The sequence below is a fragment of the Pseudomonas sp. Ost2 genome (assembly GCF_018326065.1).
Taxonomy (GTDB): domain Bacteria; phylum Pseudomonadota; class Gammaproteobacteria; order Pseudomonadales; family Pseudomonadaceae; genus Aquipseudomonas; species Aquipseudomonas gingeri.
Genome location: NZ_AP021904.1, coordinates 6,706,459 through 6,725,282, shown reverse-complemented (window position 1 = coordinate 6,725,282; position 18,824 = coordinate 6,706,459). Strand labels below are relative to the sequence as shown.

Genomic DNA, 18,824 nt, shown 5'->3' with positions numbered 1-18,824 from the left:
TGCTGCCGGAGAAACGACCATGCCTGAATACAAAGCCCCGCTACGCGACATGCGCTTTCTGCTCGACCATGTTTTCGATTTCCACGCCCATTACGACCGCCTGGGTGCCAGCGATGCCAGCCCCGACATGGTCGGGGCCATCCTCGAGGAAGGCGCGAAGTTCTGTGAACAGGTGCTCGCGCCGCTGAATCGCTCCGGCGACGAAGAGGGCTGTCACTTCGACAATGGCGTGGTGACGACGCCGCAGGGATTCAAGCAGGCCTTTGCCCAGTACGTCGAAGGTGGCTGGCATGGGCTGGCCGCCGATCCACGGTACGGCGGCCAGGGCCTGCCGCATTCGCTGGGGCTGGTGATCAGCGAGATGATCGGCTCCAGCAACACGTCCTGGGGCATGTACCCCGGACTGACCCACGGCGCCATGTCGGCGATCCATGCCCATGGCACCGATGAGCAGAAAGACACTTACCTGAGCAAGCTCACGGCGGGCGTCTGGACCGGCACCATGTGCCTGACCGAAGCCCATTGCGGCACCGACCTGGGGTTGATCAAGACCCGCGCCGTGCCTCGGGCCGATGGCAGTTATGCGTTGTCCGGGAGCAAGATCTTCATCTCCGCCGGCGAGCACGACATGAGCGAGAACATCGTGCACCTGGTGCTGGCCAAGCTGCCGGATGCGCCGGCGGGCACCAAGGGCATCTCGCTGTTCATCGTGCCCAAGTTCCTGCCGGATGCCGCGGGTGATGCCGGTCCGCGCAACGGCGTGAGCTGCGGTTCGATCGAACACAAGATGGGCATCAAGGCTTCGGCCACCTGCGTGCTGAACTTCGATGAAGCGCAGGGCTTCCTCATCGGTGAGGCGAACAAGGGGCTCAACTGCATGTTCACCATGATGAACCATGCGCGCCTCGGTACCGGGATGCAGGGCCTGTGCCTTGGGGAAGCAAGCTTCCAGGGCGCGGTGAAATATGCCAACGACCGTTTGCAGATGCGTGCCTTGAGCGGACCGAAAGCACCCGACAAGGCGGCTGATCCGATTATCGTGCACCCCGATGTGCGGCGCATGCTGCTGACCATGAAGGCCTTCAACGAGGGTAACCGGGCGCTGACCTATTTCACCGCGCAGTGGCTCGACATCGCCCACCTCGGCGCGCAGGCCGAACAGCGCCAGGAAGCCGAGGACCTGCTGGCGTTCCTCACGCCGATCTGCAAGGCCTTCATGACCGAGACCGGGCTGGAGGTGACCAACCACGGCATGCAGGTATTTGGCGGCCACGGTTTCATTCGCGAATGGGGCATGGAGCAACTGGTGCGCGATTGCCGGATTGCGCCGATCTACGAAGGCACCAATGGCATCCAGGCGCTCGACCTGCTGGGACGCAAGGTGCTCGGCAGCCAGGGCAAGCTGCTGCGCGGCTTCACCCGGATCGTGCACAAGTTCTGCGCGACGAATGCCGGGCATCCCCAGCTCAAGGCCTATGTGGCACAACTCGATGAACTGAACCGGCAATGGGGCGACCTGACGATGCAGGTCGGCATGGCCGCCATGAAGAACCCCGACGAAGTGGGCGCGGCGGCCCTGGATTACCTGATGTACAGCGGCTACATCATCCTCTCCTACCTGTGGCTGCGCATGGCGCTGGTGGCCCAGGCACAACTGGAGGACGGTAGCGGCGACGCGGAGTATTGCCAGGGCAAGCTGGCGACCTGCGAGTTCTACTTCAAGCGGTTGCTGCCACGCACTGCCGCTCATCGGGCGGCGGTGGAGGCGGGGAGCGAGTGCCTGATGCGTTTACCGGCGCAGGTGTTTGCCCTGTAGTCGGGTTGCTGGCCTTGAGGGCCTCTTCGCGGGCAAGCCCGGCTCCTACAGGTTTGCGCTTGTGCACGACATCCAAAATCGGCTCCTGCCTTGTAGGAGCCGGGCTTGCCCGCGAAGGCGCCAGAACAGGCGCCGCCTACCCTCAGGGCTTGCCAGTGACCAAAAATAACAAAAACGTCACATCCCGACCCTATGTGTCGCAAAAGTTGTTCGGGTACACTCAAACCTTCGGAAATCGGCCCTGCGCGGCCGTATCGTTTTAGATCTTGCGAGGTTTGCCATGGCTGACTACAAAGCGCCCCTGCGCGATATGCGCTTCGTCCTCAATGAAGTTTTCGAGGTCGCCAATCTCTGGGCCCAACTGCCTGCCCTGGCCGAGAGCGTGGACGCGGAAACCGTCGAGGCGATTCTCGAAGAAGCCGGCAAGGTCACCGCCAAGAGCATTGCACCGCTGAGCCGCAGTGGCGACGAAGAAGGCTGCCGCTGGGACAACGGCGCGGTCACCACGCCCGCCGGTTTCCCCCAGGCCTACCAGACCTATGCCGAAGGCGGCTGGGTGGGTGTCGGCGGCGATCCGGCCTTCGGTGGCATGGGCATGCCCAAGGCCGTTTCGGCCCAGGTCGAGGAAATGATCAACTCCTCCAGCCTCGCCTTCGGCCTGTACCCGATGCTGACGGCCGGCGCCTGCGTGTCGATCAACACCCACGCCAGCGAAGAGCTCAAGGCGGCCTACCTGCCGAACATGTATGCCGGTGTCTGGGCCGGGTCGATGTGCCTGACCGAACCCCATGCCGGCACCGACCTGGGGATCATCCGCACCAAGGCCGAACCGCAGGCCGACGGGTCATACAAGGTCAGCGGCACCAAGATCTTCATCACCGGCGGTGAGCATGACCTGACCGAAAACATCATTCACCTGGTCCTGGCCAAGCTGCCGGACGCGCCGGCCGGTCCGAAAGGCATCTCGCTGTTCCTGGTGCCGAAGTTCCTGGTCAATGCCGATGGCAGCCTCGGTGCGCGCAACCCGGCGAACTGCGGCTCCATCGAGCACAAGATGGGCATCCAGGCTTCCGCCACCTGCGTGATGAACTTCGACGGTGCCGTGGGCTACCTGATCGGCGAGCCGAACAAGGGCCTGGCCGCGATGTTCACCATGATGAACTACGAACGCCTGGGCGTCGGCATCCAGGGCCTGGCCTCGGGTGAGCGTTCGTACCAGAACGCCGTCGAGTATGCCCGCGATCGCCTGCAAAGCCGTTCGCCGACCGGGCCCAAGGCCAAGGATAAAGTGGCCGATCCGATCATCGTCCATCCTGATGTACGCCGCATGTTGTTGACCATGAAGGCGGCGAACGAAGGCGGCCGGGCGTTCTCCACCTATGTGGCGATGCAACTGGACACCGCCAAGTTCAGCGAAGATGCGGCGACCCGCAAGCGTGCCGATGAACTGGTGGCCTTGCTGACCCCGGTGGCCAAGGCGTTCCTGACCGACCTGGGCCTGGAAACCACGGTGCACGGCCAGCAGATCTTTGGCGGTCACGGCTATATCCGCGAGTGGGGCCAGGAGCAACTGGTGCGAGATGTGCGCATCACCCAGATCTACGAGGGCACCAACGGTATCCAGGCCCTGGACCTGGTGGGGCGCAAGATCGTCGGCAGCGGTGGTGCCTACTACCGGCTGTTTGCCGAGGAAATACGCCATTTCATCGACACGGCGAGCGCCGACCTGAACGAGTTCACCCAGCCCCTCGCGGCGGCGGTGGATAACCTCGACGAACTGACGGCCTGGGTACTGGATCGCTCCAGGACCAACCCGGACGAGATCGGTGCGGCATCAGTCGAATACCTGCAAGCCTTTGGCTATACCGCCTATGCCTACATGTGGGCGCTGATGGCCAAGGCAGCCTCGGGCAAGGAGAAACAGGAGGCGTTCTACGCGAGCAAAATGGGCACTGCGCGGTTCTATTTCGCACGCCTGTTGCCGCGTATTCACTCGCTGACCGCCTCGGTGAAAGCGGGCAGCGAATCGCTCTTCCTACTGGATGCCGAGCAGTTCTGATGCTGCGTTTTTCGCGTAAGCATTTGCTTACATAACGTGCTGCTGTTTACCCATATCGCCGGATTGGATCCAGGGTTAACCTACAAATCAAGGACGTCGAGCAGGAAGCTCAAAAGCAACAACAGGGACACGTAGGATTCCGCCAGGATGGTGGAGAGAAATGGATGTCAGGGAAACAGTCTGCAAAGCCCCGCTTCGGCGGGGTTTTCTTTTGCGTGCGAAAAAGTTTTCCTCAGCCCAGGCCTTCGAGCCCCGCCGTCCCCGGCAGGTGCCCGCCCGGGCCGTGCGTCACGTCCTCCAGCAAGTTGCGCAGCAGCCCCAGCGTCGCTTGCTGTCGTTGTACATCCCGGCAGACCAGGCCGACTTTCAGCGGCACCCGTGGCTCGGTCAGCGGTTTCCAGAGCAGTGCCTGATCGTCGTGTTCGTCCCGCGAGCGGCCGGGCAGGACGGTCGCCAGGCGGGTATGCGGCAGGCTGTCGAGAATCCCCGCCATCGTGTTCAATTCCGCCTGCACCTGCGGACGACGACCCAGGTTGGACAGTTGCGCCTGCCAGATCTGCCGGATCTGGAACTCTTCGCCGAGTAACAGCATGGGCAGTTCCGCTGCCTGGCTGACGGAGACTTTCTTGAATTCACGCAGCGGATGTTCGGCGGGGATGACCAGTTGCAGTTCGTCTTCGTACAACGGCAGGCCGTGCAGCCCGGGCTGGCGCGGTGGCAGATAACTGATGCCGATATCCAGCGAGCCGTTCAACAGGCGCCGTTCGATCTCCATGCCGGTCAATTCGTAGATCTGCACCACCAGGTGGGGCTGGGCCTTGCGCACCCGTTCGAGCATCTGCGGCACCAGGCTGGTATGCACGGTCTGCAGCACGCCGATGGCGATGGTCCGCAGGGCCTGGCCCTGGAAGTTGCGCAAGGCATCGCGGGCGCGTTGCATGCCGTCCAGCAACGGCAAGGCGTGGTTGTACAGGGTATGGGCCGCCAGGGTGGGCAACAGGCGCTTGCTGCTGCGTTCGAACAGGCTGACATCCAGGTGGTGTTCCAGATGGCGTATCTGTTGCGACAGGGCCGGCTGGGAGATTGACAGTCGTTCGGCGGCGCGTCCGACATGGCCCTCTTCATACACCGCGACGAAATAACGCAGTTGCTTGAAATCCATAAGCTGTACTTATCGAAAATGCTCGAAAATCGAAATGGCCGTGAACGCCGGGGAGGCCTAGTCTAACCCCAATTCACACGGCTCACAGGGCCGGAGAGCAGCGCATGAATCTGTTCAAACTGCGTCGGCCGCAGCCGAGCCTGGATGACCTGACCGCCGACTTCCGGCCTTCCCCGCGACATGACCAGGCGGCCAGTGAGTACCTTATGCCCGCTGCCGAGCGGCCATGTCCGGTATTTGTCCGTGGCCAGGGCTCGTGGTTGTGGGACAGCGAGGAACGCGCCTACCTGGATTTCAGCCAGGGTGGCGGGGCCAACAGCCTCGGTCACAGCCCTGGCGTGCTGGCCCGTGCCCTGGCGGACCAGGCCCACGGCCTGATCAATGCCGGCGCGGGTTTTCATAACCCGACACAATCGAAACTGGCTGATCGCCTGTGCCGTGCCACCCACAGTGACCAGGTGTACTTTCTCAACAGCGGCTCCGAGGCGTGCGAGGCGGCGATCAAGCTGGCGCGCAAGTGGGGCCAGCTGCATCGCGGCGGTGCCTGCCGGATCATCACGGCGAGCAATGCTTGTCATGGCCGCAGTTTCGGGGCGCTGTCGGCGTCCGGCCAGGACGTCTTCGGCAACCGCTTCGAACCCCAGCTACCGGGATTCAGCCAGGTGCCGTTCAATGACCTGCCGGCGCTGCACGCAGCGGTCGATGCCAAGACCGTGGCGATCATGCTCGAGCCGATCCAGAGCGCAGCCGGTGTCACGCCGGCGACGCAGGCGTATCTCAAGGGCGTGGAGCGCCTGTGCCGGGAACTGGGCATCCTGTTGATCTTCGATGAGGTCCAGACCGGGATGGGGCGCTGCGCCAGCCTGCTGGCCGAACAACGCTATGACGTGCGGGCCGACATCATCGCGCTGGGCAAGGGGCTGGGCGGTGGCACGCCGTTGTCCGCCTTGCTGGCCCGTGGCAAGGCCTGCTGTTTCGAATCCGGTGAGATCGGCGGCAGCCATCACGGCAATGCCTTGATGAGTGCGGCGGGCCTGGCGGTGATCGATACGCTGCTGGCGGGCGATTTCCTCGCCGAGGTGGCCGAGCGGGGCGCATACCTGCAACAAGGCCTCGAACGCCTGGCCCGGCGTTATGACCATGGCGAACTGCGGGGCACCGGACTGCTCTGGGGACTGACCCTGAGCGACGATTCGGCGGACGCGGTGGTCAAGGCCGCCCGCCACGAAGGTTTGCTGCTGGATGCGCCGACCCCGGACGCCCTGCGCTTTTCTCCGGCCCTGACCGTCAGCCAGGGCGCCATCGACGAGATGCTGCTGCGACTGGCGCGAGCCTTCTCGCGGGTGCGTACCGCCCAGGTGCAATGCCGCAAGGGTATTGCCGTCTGACAGATTGCGGCGCCCTTTCCTGAACCTGTTCCCGAACCGTCTCGCGGTATAACGCGTCGCCCTGTGCCTGACTCTTTTGGCACGGGGTGTTTTTTTGTCGGCGGCATTCAGCCGGGTCATGGGACAGCCCGCTGGTCCGGGCTTGCTGCTGCCTTTTGGCGGGCGGCATCGCGAATGGGTTTGAATTTATATACCACTGAGTGGTATGTTTTATGGAGAGGGATTTCCATGCGATACAGGGTCTTCAAAACCCGGGGTTTCGCAACGAGTGCCAGAAAGGCACAGATTGACGATGCCGAGTTGGTGATGGCGATGGGCGATGTGATCAGGGGACAGGGCAGTGACCTGGGAGGAGGGGTCTGGAAAAAACGCCTGAATGAAAACCGCCATCGATCCATTGTCCTGGCGCGGGGACGTTGCTACTGGATCTTCCAGTTCCTGTTCGCCAAGAGCGACCAGGGCAATATCAGTCAGCAGGAGCTTCGGGCGTTCAAGGCATTGGCCAAGGCTTATGAAGGCCTGAGCAGCCGGCAGATTCAGCAACTGCTGGATATGAAAGAGTTTGTGGAGATAGCTTATGAGCAAGAAATACAAAACCGGGGCACTCGAATCGATCCATGAGTCGGCCAGTGCCCTGCATGCCATTGGCGCGATCAGCAAGGCGACCATGCGCGAGTTCGACCAATCCTGCCTGGCGCGGGTGCCTGACGAAATGGCTCCCGAGCAGATCAAATCGCTGCGCGAGCGCAATCATGTCAGCCAGCCCGTGTTCGCCCGCTACCTGAATACCAGTGCCTCGACGGTCAAGCAGTGGGAGGCCGGGGACAAGCAACCCGGCGGCATGGCGCTCAAGCTGTTGAGCATCGTGCACAAGCACGGCTTGCAGATACTCGCCTGATCACCGGGGTGTTTCAGCCTTTGGCGATGAGGCGTGAGTTTCGTTCATTGCGAAAGGCCAGTTGCCCGATGGTCTGGGTGGCGTGTTCGGCGTCCTCGCGGGCCTGGAGAATAACGCCGTGGTGGGCTGACTTGCTGCAGACCGGGTCCGCGTTGCTGGCATCTCCGGTGAGCATGAAGGCCTGGCAGCGACAGCCGCCGAAGTCCTTTTCCTTTTCATCGCAGGAACGGCATGGCTCGGGCATCCAGTCGTAGCCGCGAAAGCGGTTGAAGCCGAACGAGTCGTACCAGATATGTTGCAGGCTGTGATCGCGCACGTTGGGAAACTGCACCGGCATCTGCCGCGCGCCGTGGCAGGGTAGCGCGGTGCCGTCCGGCGTGACGGTGAGAAACAGGCTGCCCCAGCCGTTCATGCAGGCTTTCGGCCGTTCCTCGTAATAGTCCGGGGTGACGAAGATCAGCTTGCACGGATGTCCCTGGGCTTCGAGTCGGGCGCGGTATTCGTTGGTGATGCGCTCGGCGCGCACCAGTTGCTCGCGGGTCGGCAGCAGCCCCGCCCGGTTGAGCTGCGCCCAGCCGTAGAACTGGCAGGTGGCGAGTTCGACGAAGTCGGCTTCGAGGGCAATGCACAACTCGATGATGCGGTCGATCTTGTCGATGTTGTGCCGGTGGGTCACGAAGTTGAGTACCATCGGATAACCATGGGCCTTTACCGCCCGGGCCATCTCCAGCTTCTGCGCAAAGGCCTTTTTCGAGCCGGCCAGCAGGTTGTTCACCTGCTCGTCGCTGGCCTGGAAGCTGATCTGGATATGGTCCAGCCCGGCTTCCTTGAAATCGCTGATCTTCTGTTCGGTGAGGCCGATGCCGGAGGTGATCAGGTTGGTGTAGAACCCCAGTTGGCGTGCCCCGGCGATCAGTTCGGCAAGGTCCTGGCGCACCAGCGGTTCGCCGCCGGAAAAGCCCAGTTGGGCGGCGCCCATTTCCCTGGCCTCACTGAACACCTTGAGCCATTGGTCGGTGCTCAGCTCCTTGCCTTGCCCGGCGAAATCCAGTGGATTGGAGCAATACGGGCATTGCAGCGGGCAGCGGTAGGTCAGCTCGGCGAGCAACCACAGCGGCAGGCCGATTTCCGGTTTGGGTGGCAGGCCGGATGACTCAGGCAAGTTCGATCCAGTGCTCTGCACGGGCGACCTCCATGAATTGCTCGATATCCTCGCCAAGCTCGGGCACGCCGGGGAACTGTTGCTCCAGCTCGGCAATGATCGCCGTCACCTGGCGTTCTCCGTCGATCAGGCCGCCAATCAGGGCGGCACTTTCGTTGAGCTTGATCATGCCTTCCGGGTACAGCAGCACATGGCCTTTCTGCGCCGGTTCGTACTGGAAACGGTAACCGGGGCGCCATTTCGGGATCTTGTTGCGATCGAAGCTCATAGGGCGATTCCTTTGTGCCAGACACGCTGGTCGGTCACGCTGTGGTACGGCGGACGATTCAGTTCGTAGGCCATGCTCATGGCATCGAGCATGCTCCAGAGTATGTCCAGTTTGAACTGGAGAATTTCCAGCATGCGCTGCTGGCCTTCGTGGCTGGTGTAGTGCTGCAGGGTGATCGCCAGCCCGTGCTCGACATCGCGCCGGGCCTGGCCCAGGCGGGTGCGGAAGTATTCATAGCCGGCGGGATCGATCCACGGGTAGTGCCGGGGCCAGCTGTCCAGGCGCGACTGGTGGATCTGTGGCGCGAACAGTTCGGTCAGCGAACTGCTGGCGGCTTCCTGCCAACTGGCGCGGCGGGCGAAGTTGACGTAGGCGTCCACCGCGAAACGCACGCCCGGCAGCACCAGTTCCTGGGAGCGCAGTTGATCCGGGTCGAGGCCGACCGCCTGGCCCAGGCGCAGCCAGGCTTCGATGCCGCCGTCTTCGCCTGGCGCGCCGTCATGGTCGAGCAGGCGCTGGATCCACTCGCGGCGGATTTCCCGGTCCGGGCAGTTGGCCAGGATCGCGGCGTCCTTGAGGGGAATGTTCACCTGGTAATAGAAGCGATTGGCGACCCAGCCCTGGATCTGTTCGCGGCTGGCGCGGCCCTCATACATCGCGACGTGGTAAGGGTGATGAATGTGGTAGTAGGCGCCCTTGGCGCGCAGGGCCTGCTCGAACTCGGCAGGGGACATCGGGGTGTCGGTCATTGCGGTTCTCCGGTGTACAACCGTTGAAGTCTTTGGTGTCTGGTCGGACGCCTTCGCGGGCAAGCCCGTTCCCACAGGTTTACGCGATCACTGTGGGAGCGGGCTTGCCCGCGAAAGGGCCCTCGGCTACAGCACAATACTCATGCCGTCATACGCCACTTCAACTTGGCGCCGGTCAAGCTCCGCCCGTTCCGGCGAATCCTCATCGAGGATCGGGTTGGTGTTGTTGATATGGATAAGGACCTTGCGCGGGGCCGGGAGTTGCTCCAGCACTTCGAGCATGCCGCCGGGGCCGTTCTGGGCCAGGTGGCCCATTTCCCGCCCGGTGCGGGTGCCGACGCCGCGCCGCTGCATTTCATCGTCGTCCCACAGGGTGCCGTCCACCAGCAGGCAGTCGCTGCCGGCCATGATCTCCAGCAGGGGCTCGTCGACCTTGCCCAGGCCCGGTGCGTAGAACAGTTTGCCGCCCGTACGCAGGTCCTCGACGACCAGGCCGATATTGTCGCCGGGGTGCGGGTCGAAGCGATGCGGCGAGTAGGGCGGTGCGGCGCTGCGCAACGGCAGCGGGGTGAAGCGCAGGTTGGGGCAGGCGGCAATGGTGAAGCTGCCAGCCAGCTCGATGCGCTGCCAGTCGAGGCCGCCGTTCCAGTGGGTCAGCATGGGAAACAGCGGGAAGCCGGTGCTCAGGTCTTCCTTGACCATGTCGGTGCACCAGACCTGATGCGGGCAGCCCTCGCGCAGGCTGAGCAGGCCGGTGGTGTGGTCGATCTGGCTGTCCATCAGGATGATCGCGCGGATACCGGTGTCACGCAGGGCGCGGCCCGGTTGCATCGGCGCGAAGCCCTGGAGTTGGGCGCGGATATCCGGCGAGGCATTGCACAGCACCCAGTTCACGCCATCGTCGGAGAGGGCAATGGACGACTGGGTACGCGCCGTGGCCCGCAGGCTGCCATCACGGAATCCCGCGCAGTTGGCGCAGTTGCAGTTCCACTGGGGGAAACCGCCGCCGGCGGCGGAACCTAGGATCTGGACGAACATGGCGGTGGCACTCGCTCTCTGAGTTTTCTGAAAAAGGTTCTTTGAAATAAAGTGCTGGAAATAAAGCCCTGAAAATAAAAACGCCCCGGCGAGCCGAGGCGTTGCACTGCATGCAGCGGGATAAAAACGCGGCTCAACGGTTGGCGAAGTACATGGTGACTTCGAAGCCGATGCGCAGGTCGGTGTAGGCGGGTTTGGTCCAGGACATGAATGACTCCTTCGGGTGGGTGGGCGGTGGGTGTCTATACATATAGTCCACCTCCGGCCGGAGATGTTCAGATGCTTAGGCAGCTAATGTTACTAAATCTGACACTGAGGATAGACCGCGTTGCCGGAGAAAGCTCATTGCAGTACCGGTAACGATCACCCTGTGACCTGCCAGCCAGAGGTCGGCCCGGGCCCGTTTGCCAGGCACAACCAGCCGCCCGCGGCCTGTTCGAGCTGTCGGGCGGCCCTCAGCAGTTGTTCGCGACCAAGGCTGCGAATGACCGGACCGAGCTGTTCGAAGTGATCCGACGAACGGTCAGCCAGTTGCGCCTGCCAGAGCAGTTCGGCGGCCTCGTCCAGGGGCCGGTCGTCGAGTATGAAGTGCTCGGCCAGGGCATCGCGTCGGGTGTTCCAGGTATTGTCGTCGAGGGCGTTGATCAGGTCGGGAAGCTGCGACAGGAAGCTTTCGACGTGGCCGAGCAATTCAGCGAGCGCGGTATCGGGGGATTGCACGCCCAGCAGCAGACCGGTGCGGCCGTCGATCTGGCGGACGGCGCTGAAGACGGCATAACCCAATTGCAACTCGACGCGCAGGCGCTGGTAGAAGGGCGCCTGCAGCAAGTGGCCGAGCAATCGCCAGCAGGCCTCGTCGACGAAGGTTTGCGTGGGGCTTGGGCAGAACAGCAGCAGGGCCTGTTCGCGGTTGTCGCAGGGGACGATCTGCCAGTGCTTTTCGCCTGTCGTGAAGGGTGACGGAGTCTGCTGCCGGCCGATGCGCCCGGGAACCCGGCTCAGTGCGCTGTTGAGCGCCGGCTGTGCCGCTGGCGGGAAACCAAGCGCCAGGCCGTGCCAGCTGGCGCCGGACCAGAGTGCCCGCAGAGCCTCGGCACCGTGGAGCGGCGCGGCAGCCTGGTCGAGGCCTGCGCGTTCGGACAGTTGCCTGAGCAGTTCGCGGATGGGGATCAGCGGCTCCCGTTCGGGCAGGTCGGCAGCGCTCTGCCAGAGGCTGTCGGCAGGTTGGGCCAGCGCGCGCAGGGCCTGTTCGAGGATGGCCGGCATCGGTTCGCGCAAACCGCTCAGCTTGAGTTGCCAGGCTCCGCGGTGAATCGTGAAAGACAGTTCCACGCCCGCCTGGCGTGCCTGGGCTCCCAGGGTTCGCAGGCTGTGCTCCAGCCGTGCGTGCAGGGGGCGGGTGTCGGCGCTGCTGTCCAGCTGCCAACGTAGGTACATCACTGCCTCTGCGCTCTCGTCCGTTGTCTGGTGGTAGGTGATCACGGCGGTCTGGCGGCCGCGCAGGCGGTCCTGGGCGAAGGTCCGCAGGCCTCGGTGGGCGCTGCTCTGCCCGCGGATCAGGCCGGGATGTTCGGCCGGCGCCGTGGAGCGCAGGAACGGATTGGCGGCAGGCAGTTGCCAGGACACGGCCAGGTTATCCACAGGTGCGCAGGCGGTCTGCCGGAGCAGTTCCCCGAGGGCGACCAGACCTGCTTCGCCGAGCTCCAGCGGCCATTGCTCGCTGTCCCGCCGGGCCCGTTCCAGGGCGCTGCCGCCGCGTGCCTTGCGCATTTGCAACAAACGGTATTCCCGGCGCAACGCCGGCCAGTCGGCATGGCCGCGGAAAAACGCCAGCCAGTCGCCGAGCAGTGCCTGGATCGAGGCGGCGTGGTTGGCACCCTCGGGCGTCAGTCTGAACTCGATATGCAGCAAGGCCTGTCCAGCGAACTGGTAGATCGGCGTGACGTTCAGCGAATCTATCCACAGGCGCGAGCGCAACTCGGCGCAGAGGCCGCCCGGTTGGCTGTCGTTCAGCCAGGTGCAGAGAAAGTCCAGGGCCTGCCGTGAGCCGTCGGGCAAGGCTTCATAGGCCAGGAGCAGGTCGAGCCGCTGGTGGTCGGGCTGTGGATAAGTCTGCCCGCTGGCGTCGAGCAGCGCCGGCGGGGGCGCCTGTACAGTGGCCGGTCCAGGGTGCAGATCTGTCGTCAGCGCCTGGGCCAGGGCCTTCAGTTCGTCCGGCGACTGCGGGCCGACCAGGCTCAGGGTCATTTGCCCGGTCTGGTAGAAGTCCCGGTAAAAGCTGTGCAGTGCCTGCTGAAAGGCCGGATCTTCGACCTTCAGGCTGGAGCGATTGCCGGCGTGCACGCCACGCAACGGGTGATCGGCGGACAGTCTGTCGTAGAGCCGGAACTGCCGTTGCGCCACGGCGTCCCGGGACCAGGCGATAAACTCCGCTTCCAACACCTCGCGTTCACGCTGTTGGTCCTCCAGCGCCAGGCGCGGGTGGGCGAGCATGTCGCACAGACGCTCAAGTCCGCCGGCAAAGGCCTGGGGCGGCAGTTCGAAGAAGAAGTTGGTGGTCCGTTCGCTGGTCCGGGCGTTGAGCTGGCCACCCTGACGCTGCACGTAGGCCATCAGCCCTTCGGCGGCAGGAAACCGCTCGGTGCCAAGAAAGAACAGATGTTCGAGGAAGTGCGCCAGGCCCGGCCAGGCTGGCGGCGCGTCATGACTGCCCGCCGTGACCCGCAGCACTGCCGCGCAGCGCTTGAGCTGGGGTACATGGCGTAGCGAGACGCGCAGGCCGTTGGCCAGGGTTGTCCATTCAGGGGCGGGGGAGATCGGCGCAGACATGAGCACTTCCGTGACAGAGAAGCGCTCATGCTAGCGGATAACGGCGGGTCAGTCCTGGCCGAGGTCGCCGTAGAGTTCGGGGCGGCGGTCCAGCAGATAGCGGTTGCTGGCTCGCGACTGCTGCATCAGCGGGCGATCCAGGGTGCCGATGATCAGGGCCTCGTCCAGGCCGGCCCGGGCGATCCGGCTGCCGTCCGGGGCCGCAATGCTGCTCTGGCCGCAGTATTGGATCTCGCCTTCATGGCCGCAGTAGTTGGCGTAGGCCACATAGCACTGGTTCTCGAAGGCCCGGGCGCGGATGGTCACGTCGGCGACAAAGTCGAAGGGCACCATGTTCGCCGTGGGCACCAGGATCAGCTCGGCGCCGGCCAGGGCCAGGCGCCGGGTGTTTTCCGGGAACTCCACGTCGTAGCAGATCAGCAGCCCGAGCTTCCAGCCGTTGAGCTCGACCACCGGGAAGTCGTCTGGTCCGGCACTGAACATCGAGTGATCGAGGTCGCCGAACAGGTGCGTCTTGCGGTAGTTGCACAGGCTGCGGCCGTGGGCGTCGATCAACTGCACGGCGTTGTAGATCCGGCCGTCCTCGGCCCGTTCCGGGTAGCCATACACAATGGCGATATTCGAGGCCCTGGCGAGCGCGGCGATATGTTGCGCCGCCGCGCCGTCACGGGCCTCTGCCAGTGCCGCCGCCGCTTCGGCGCCGATGTTGTAGCCGGTCAGGAACATCTCCGGCACCACCAGCACATCGGCACCGCGCGCTTCGACGGTCAGTTGCTGCAAGCGTTGCAGGTTGCCCGCCACGTCCAGGGGCAGCGGTGGGCATTGGTAAAGGGCTACGCGCATGGAGTCGCTTCCGTTCAGTCGGCCAGGGCGATCGGGCCGATCTCGGCGAACACGTCGCCCGGTCCGGGGTTCTCGGCGTGGGAGCTGCCGCCGAAGTGATTCATGATGCCCCACACGGCGTTGAGCGAGGTCTGCACCGCGCCTTCGACCCAGGCCGGAGTCCAGGACACATCGTCGCCGGCAATGAAGATCCCGCGTTGTTCGACCGGCATGTCGGCCTGCATGAAGTGCGCATACATCCTCTGGTTGTAGCGGTAGTGGCCCGGCAGCGCGCCCTTGAAGGCGCCGAGGAAGTGCGGGTCGGCTTCCCACGAGACGGTGATCGGGTCGCCGATGATACGCGCGGCGATGTCCACCTTCGGATAGATCTTCTTCAGTGCATCCAGCGCCAGCTTGACCCGCTTGTCGATGGGCTGCGGGAGCATTTTCAGCGCATCGCTCATCCACGAGTACGACAGGCAGATCACGCCGGGCTTGTCGTCACCGTTATCAAACAGGTAGGTGCCACGGGTCAGGCGATCGGTCAGGGTCATGCTCATCAGGTCGCGTCCGGTTTCCGGGTCCTTGTCCTTCCAGAATGGTCGGTCGACCATGACGAAGGTCTTCGACGACTGCATGTAGCGCGTGCGGTCCAGGGCCATCCACATTTTCTGCGAGAACAGCGATTCCTCGCATTCGATCTGGGTGGTCAGCAGCCAGCTCTGGCAGGTAGTCAGCACGGCGGCGTAATGACGGGTGTCGCCCCAGTTGTCGGTCACGGCGAACTGGCCGTCGGCGGCGCGGGCGATACGTTTCACGCCGGTACGCGGCGCGCCGTGGTGCAGCGAACTGAGGCTGGTGCCGGCCGGCCAATGGGCGCAGCGCTCCGGCACATGGCGCCAGATACCCAGCGGCACCTGTTCCACGCCGCCAACCACCAAGTGCTGGTGGTCGTCGCAGTTGGTCATGACCACGCGGAAGATTTCCAGCATCGAGTTGGGGAAATCGGAGTCCCAGCCGCCGGTGCCGAAACCGACCTGGCCGAACACTTCACGGTGGTGGAACGATAGTTTGGCGAAGGCCTTCGAGGTGGCGACGAAGTCGTAGAAGGTACGGTCGTCCCACAGCGGCACCAGGGTGTTCCACAACTCTTTCAGGCGCGGCACATCGCGGTCGCGGATGGCCTGCTGGATATCGCCGAAGCGCGAGCCGTCTTCCAGGGCATCGGCCCAGGCGTCGGCGACTTCCTGGAACAGCGCCGGCAGATCGGCGAGTTTTTCCGCGTAATGGGTCTGGCCTTCGAGGTCGATCACCGTGCTGCCGGAAGCCGGGGTCAGCGGGTTGGGGAAGGGTTTGGTTTCCAGGCCGAGCTTGTCGACATAGTGATAGAACGCGGTGGAGGACACCGGAAAACGCATGCCGCCCAACTCGGCAATGATGCCCTCGGCCCCTTCGAAGGCCTGGGAGCGCAGGCGCCCGCCCATTTTCGAAGCCTCGTACACCACCGGCTTGAGGCCCAGCTTCATCAGTTCGTAGGCGGCGACGAGGCCGGCGATACCGGCCCCGACAATCGCGACTTCGGCACCGTGGTTGTGCGCGGGAATACTGCCCAGCCCGGCCGGGTGCTCGATCCAGTCGTCGAAGGCAAAGGGAAAGTCCGGACCGAAGATGGTGATCGGTTTTTTACCGTCGGCAGGATGGCGATTGTTCTTGTTCATGGCTGACCTTGCTGGCGACTCGGGCCGGTTTTTACCCGGCTGGAGTATAGATAGGAAAAGACTGGCGCCATTGTAGGGAGGGGGGAGTACGTAAATAAGACGCAAAGTGTCGTCGTTTTGAAAGGTATTGATGCTTTATGACGATATCGTTGCTCGGAATGACGAAGTCTTGTGGGAGCCGGCTTGCTGGCGATCGCCTCGGTAAGAACGCTGGAGCATATGAGGGCTATCCGCGTTGATCGCCGCGCCCACAGCGCGGCGTTTTATCAGCGATGACGAGGGTGGATGGCGCATCGCAATCGCCGGCAAGCCGGCTCCTGCAGGTGCTGCGTTCAGCCGGTAAACCCGAGTGTCAGACCGGTTGGCCGCGGTCGACCTTGCTGCTGAGGATGATCGAGGTGGTGGTTTTCTCCACGCCTTCGACGCTGCCGATCTGGTCGAGCAGTTGGTCCAGTTGCTCCGGCGAATCGCTGCGCAGCCAGGCAACGTAGTCGAACTCGCCGCTCACCGCGCACAACTGCTGGACCTGCGCCATGGCGCTGAGGCGGCGCACCACATCCTTGCCGGAGCGTGGCTGCACGGTGATCCCGACATAGGCCTGCAGGCCGCCATCCACCACCCGTTGGCCCAGGCGCACGCCATAGCCGGTAATTACCCTGGCTTTCTCCAGGCGCGCCAGTCGCGAGGTGACCGTGGTGCGCGCGATTCCCAGCTGCCGGGCGAGCATCGCCACGCTTTCACGGGCATTGATCTGCAGGGCGGCGATCAGCTGGCGGTCGATTTCGTCGAGAGCGGGAGGGCGGGTGTCGGGCAAGGTGGGGCTCCGGGTGGATGGGGGGCATTACATCTTACAGATTCGAATGCACGGTAGGGCTCGAAGACCCCATTCGGTAGGCACCGGGTGTGACGAGCTGTGTCGGGCAGAGCTTGCCCCGACCTTATTGTTTCTCATTGTTTGCTTCTATTGTCCCGGCTTTCGAAATATGAAAAATTCCTTTGGGGTTATATTCCTTGGATGGCATACTTTGAGCGCAAATTGGGAAGTTGAATACACCGATGAGTTTGAGCACTGGTGGGATCGTCTAACCGAATCCGAGCAAGACTCGGTCGAGGCGACGGTCATGTTGCTGGGGGATTTCGGTCCACATCTTGGCTTCCCTCATAGCAGTCATATCAAAGGCTCACGTCATGGGCATCTTCGCGAGTTGCGAATACAGCATGGGGGCAGGCCTTATCGCGTGTTGTATGTATTCGATCCGCGTCGGTGTGCCATTTTGCTCCTGGGGGGTGACAAGACCGGTCAGGACCGCTGGTACGAAGAAAACATCCCCAAGGCTGAACGCCTGTATGACGAGCACCTGGACACCTTGAGAGAAGAGGGTTTTGACAATGGCTAAGAAATTCGCCGATCTGGTGGCGCGCCGCTCGCCCGAAGCGCGAGTGCGTACCGATGCCCTGTATCAGCAATTGCGTGCCGAGATGCCGTTGCATGAGCTTCGCCAGGCGCAACAGTTGAGCCAGGATGCCTTGGCCAAGACATTGCACATCAATCAAGCCGCTGTTTCCAAGATGGAGCGGCGTACGGACATGTACATCAGCACGTTGCGCAATTACATCCGTGCCATGGGGGGGGAACTGGAGATCATCGCGACCTTTCCTGAGGGGAAGGTCAAGATCGAGAACTTTGCCGGTTGAATCAGCGCGACAGCGCTGTACTGGTAACGTTAAAGGCCCGGTTTGCCACCGGGCCTTTTCGTTCCTGTGTGTTCGCCTTTCGGTATCTCGGCATTGAGTTTCAAATGCCATGACGACAAGGACAAGGTTGATATCTCGGCATGTACCTGAGCCGAATAGGAATGCTATTCGGCTCATTTGGTGAGCCGATTACGCGAGTTATTCGGCTCAGCGTCCAGTCGAGAGGCAAAGTGATGGTGATGGGATGCCGCTTTCTCAGTGGTTATTTTTCTGTCATCAGATTGGGAAAGAAGAGCACCTTTTAGCGGGTGGTTCCCACGTCTATCGCGTTGATTCGGTTTCGGTCGGCGACTAGTGTTGAGGCGTCGCTGCCAATTCAGCGACCGGGCTTGGACACCCGTGTTTTTGGAAACAAGCGCACAATGCCGCGTAAGCGGTATTCTTGTGTCTGCTTTATGGCGGACTGTGCGCGGGACACTTGTAATGGGTGTGCCGGGTTTACTTGTTTCCCCGGTTGTCCAACCTGCGCACGGTTCGCCACCCTTTCGCTTGGACACGAAAGATGGCGGGCTTCCTCAAGGTGTCTCTGAAACAAGGGTTTACCGACGATGAAAAAAATCACGCCTGATCCACCGCCTTGCCGCACTTCAAGTCTTTCTGAAAAGAGCGTCTTTCTGCGCGGCATCCTGCACAGCGCTTTAGATCAGATAAATTCAGACCCGCCGCCTCTTTCGCTCGATACCCTCGAAACAACCGCTTTCAAGCCCACCTACTCCGACTCCGCTGATAAGTCACCGTTATTTGCCGTCCAACCGGGCATCACCGCCAGGGTGGCACTGACCCATGTGTCGGATCTGCTCAGAGTCGCCGAACTGAATGCCGACGAAATCGGCCCGCGCCTCGGCAGTGTCGAGCGCGATCTGTTCATAGGCGTGATGCATTCGCTTGAGCTTTCGCGAGCGGTGGTGGACTCGCTGCTGGCAGCGGGCGAGCCTTAACTGGAGAGTTCAATCTGCCGTCTCGGCATCATGAATCGGGCGGAGCGTACTCTCAAGGAGCCGAAGTATCATTTTCTTGCCCTCGCGGGTGGGTAATTGACCCTTCAGAAACGCAAAAGCCGCGCAATGCGCGGCTTTCAAAGGTGGTGGGCCCACACGGACTTGAACCGTGGACCAAAGGATTATGAGTCCTCTGCTCTAACCAACTGAGCTATAGGCCCT

18 protein-coding genes and 1 tRNA gene are annotated in these 18,824 nt (G+C 62.8%); 8 read left to right on the top strand and 11 right to left on the bottom strand.

The genetic code is table 11. The annotated features are described in order from the left end of the window. The first annotated feature begins 19 nt into the window (after positions 1-19). Together KI243_RS29840 and KI243_RS29835 are read left to right on the top strand one after the other, a co-directional pair. The gene (locus KI243_RS29840; protein WP_212810200.1) at positions 20-1,816 is read left to right on the top strand and encodes an acyl-CoA dehydrogenase C-terminal domain-containing protein; all 1,797 of its coding nucleotides are present in this window, start codon (positions 20-22) and stop codon (positions 1,814-1,816) included. A 280-nt stretch (positions 1,817-2,096) separates the two neighbouring features. Beyond that, entirely contained in the window at positions 2,097-3,875 is a 1,779-nt protein-coding gene (locus tag KI243_RS29835) for an acyl-CoA dehydrogenase C-terminal domain-containing protein (protein ID WP_177131811.1), read from the top strand. A gap of 232 nt (positions 3,876-4,107) precedes the next feature. Here the strand turns inward: KI243_RS29835 and KI243_RS29830 are convergent, their stop codons facing one another. Beyond that, on the bottom strand, positions 4,108-5,037 hold the full coding sequence (locus KI243_RS29830; protein ID WP_212810199.1) for a LysR family transcriptional regulator: 930 nt from the start codon (positions 5,035-5,037) through the stop codon (positions 4,108-4,110). A 104-nt stretch (positions 5,038-5,141) separates the two neighbouring features. Between KI243_RS29830 and KI243_RS29825 the strand changes: the two genes are divergently transcribed. From KI243_RS29825 to KI243_RS29815, 3 genes are all read left to right on the top strand, one after another. Continuing rightward, positions 5,142-6,425, top strand: a complete 1,284-nt coding sequence (locus KI243_RS29825; RefSeq protein WP_212810198.1) for an aminotransferase class III-fold pyridoxal phosphate-dependent enzyme — start codon at positions 5,142-5,144, stop codon at positions 6,423-6,425. A 228-nt stretch (positions 6,426-6,653) separates the two neighbouring features. Next, a complete protein-coding gene (locus KI243_RS29820) occupies positions 6,654-7,046 on the top strand; it encodes a type II toxin-antitoxin system RelE/ParE family toxin (protein WP_212811261.1) in 393 nt (130 codons plus the stop codon). Beyond that, complete coding sequence (locus tag KI243_RS29815) at positions 7,003-7,323, top strand: DNA-binding transcriptional regulator (RefSeq protein WP_177131817.1); 321 nt, start codon at positions 7,003-7,005, stop codon at positions 7,321-7,323. Before KI243_RS29820 ends, KI243_RS29815 begins: the two co-directional genes overlap by 44 nt. Before the next feature lie 13 nt (positions 7,324-7,336). Here KI243_RS29815 and pqqE read toward each other — a convergent pair whose 3' ends face one another. The 9 genes from pqqE to KI243_RS29770 form a co-directional block, all read right to left on the bottom strand. Then, positions 7,337-8,506 (bottom strand): pyrroloquinoline quinone biosynthesis protein PqqE, encoded by a 1,170-nt coding sequence (gene pqqE, locus KI243_RS29810; RefSeq protein WP_212810197.1) that lies wholly within the window; start codon positions 8,504-8,506, stop codon positions 7,337-7,339. Then, on the bottom strand, positions 8,478-8,753 hold the full coding sequence (gene pqqD / locus KI243_RS29805; RefSeq protein WP_017128720.1) for a pyrroloquinoline quinone biosynthesis peptide chaperone PqqD: 276 nt from the start codon (positions 8,751-8,753) through the stop codon (positions 8,478-8,480). The genes pqqE and pqqD overlap by 29 nt, the downstream gene beginning before the upstream one ends. After that, positions 8,750-9,502 (bottom strand): pyrroloquinoline-quinone synthase PqqC, encoded by a 753-nt coding sequence (pqqC, locus tag KI243_RS29800; RefSeq protein ID WP_177084650.1) that lies wholly within the window; start codon positions 9,500-9,502, stop codon positions 8,750-8,752. The genes pqqD and pqqC overlap by 4 nt, the downstream gene beginning before the upstream one ends. A gap of 126 nt (positions 9,503-9,628) precedes the next feature. Next, entirely contained in the window at positions 9,629-10,540 is a 912-nt protein-coding gene (gene pqqB / locus KI243_RS29795) for a pyrroloquinoline quinone biosynthesis protein PqqB (protein WP_177107701.1), read from the bottom strand. Between the two features lie 133 nt (positions 10,541-10,673). Continuing rightward, positions 10,674-10,748 (bottom strand): pyrroloquinoline quinone precursor peptide PqqA, encoded by a 75-nt coding sequence (pqqA, locus tag KI243_RS29790; RefSeq protein WP_010444206.1) that lies wholly within the window; start codon positions 10,746-10,748, stop codon positions 10,674-10,676. A gap of 155 nt (positions 10,749-10,903) precedes the next feature. After that, a complete protein-coding gene (gene pqqF / locus KI243_RS29785) occupies positions 10,904-13,369 on the bottom strand; it encodes a pyrroloquinoline quinone biosynthesis protein PqqF (protein ID WP_212810196.1) in 2,466 nt (821 codons plus the stop codon). A gap of 48 nt (positions 13,370-13,417) precedes the next feature. Further along, positions 13,418-14,212, bottom strand: coding sequence for a carbon-nitrogen hydrolase family protein (locus tag KI243_RS29780; protein WP_177084644.1), 795 nt, complete (start codon positions 14,210-14,212; stop codon positions 13,418-13,420). Positions 14,213-14,226: 14 nt separating this feature from the next. Next, the gene (locus KI243_RS29775) at positions 14,227-15,909 is read right to left on the bottom strand and encodes an NAD(P)/FAD-dependent oxidoreductase (protein WP_017128714.1); all 1,683 of its coding nucleotides are present in this window, start codon (positions 15,907-15,909) and stop codon (positions 14,227-14,229) included. A gap of 352 nt (positions 15,910-16,261) precedes the next feature. Beyond that, on the bottom strand, positions 16,262-16,723 hold the full coding sequence (locus KI243_RS29770) for an Lrp/AsnC family transcriptional regulator (RefSeq protein ID WP_177063064.1): 462 nt from the start codon (positions 16,721-16,723) through the stop codon (positions 16,262-16,264). A 169-nt stretch (positions 16,724-16,892) separates the two neighbouring features. On the opposite strand from KI243_RS29770, the gene KI243_RS29765 reads away from it, so the two are divergent. The 3 genes from KI243_RS29765 to KI243_RS29755 all read left to right on the top strand — a co-directional run bounded on the left by KI243_RS29765 (position 16,893) and on the right by KI243_RS29755 (position 18,602). Continuing rightward, positions 16,893-17,306 (top strand): type II toxin-antitoxin system RelE/ParE family toxin, encoded by a 414-nt coding sequence (locus KI243_RS29765; protein WP_212810195.1) that lies wholly within the window; start codon positions 16,893-16,895, stop codon positions 17,304-17,306. Beyond that, positions 17,299-17,604, top strand: a complete 306-nt coding sequence (locus KI243_RS29760; protein WP_017128711.1) for an XRE family transcriptional regulator — start codon at positions 17,299-17,301, stop codon at positions 17,602-17,604. The genes KI243_RS29765 and KI243_RS29760 overlap by 8 nt, the downstream gene beginning before the upstream one ends. 608 nt (positions 17,605-18,212) lie before the next feature. Continuing rightward, complete coding sequence (locus tag KI243_RS29755; protein ID WP_212810194.1) at positions 18,213-18,602, top strand: hypothetical protein; 390 nt, start codon at positions 18,213-18,215, stop codon at positions 18,600-18,602. A 144-nt stretch (positions 18,603-18,746) separates the two neighbouring features. Here the strand turns inward: KI243_RS29755 and KI243_RS29750 are convergent. Further along, positions 18,747-18,823 (bottom strand) — tRNA-Ile (locus tag KI243_RS29750). Between the last annotated feature and the right edge of the window lies 1 nt (position 18,824).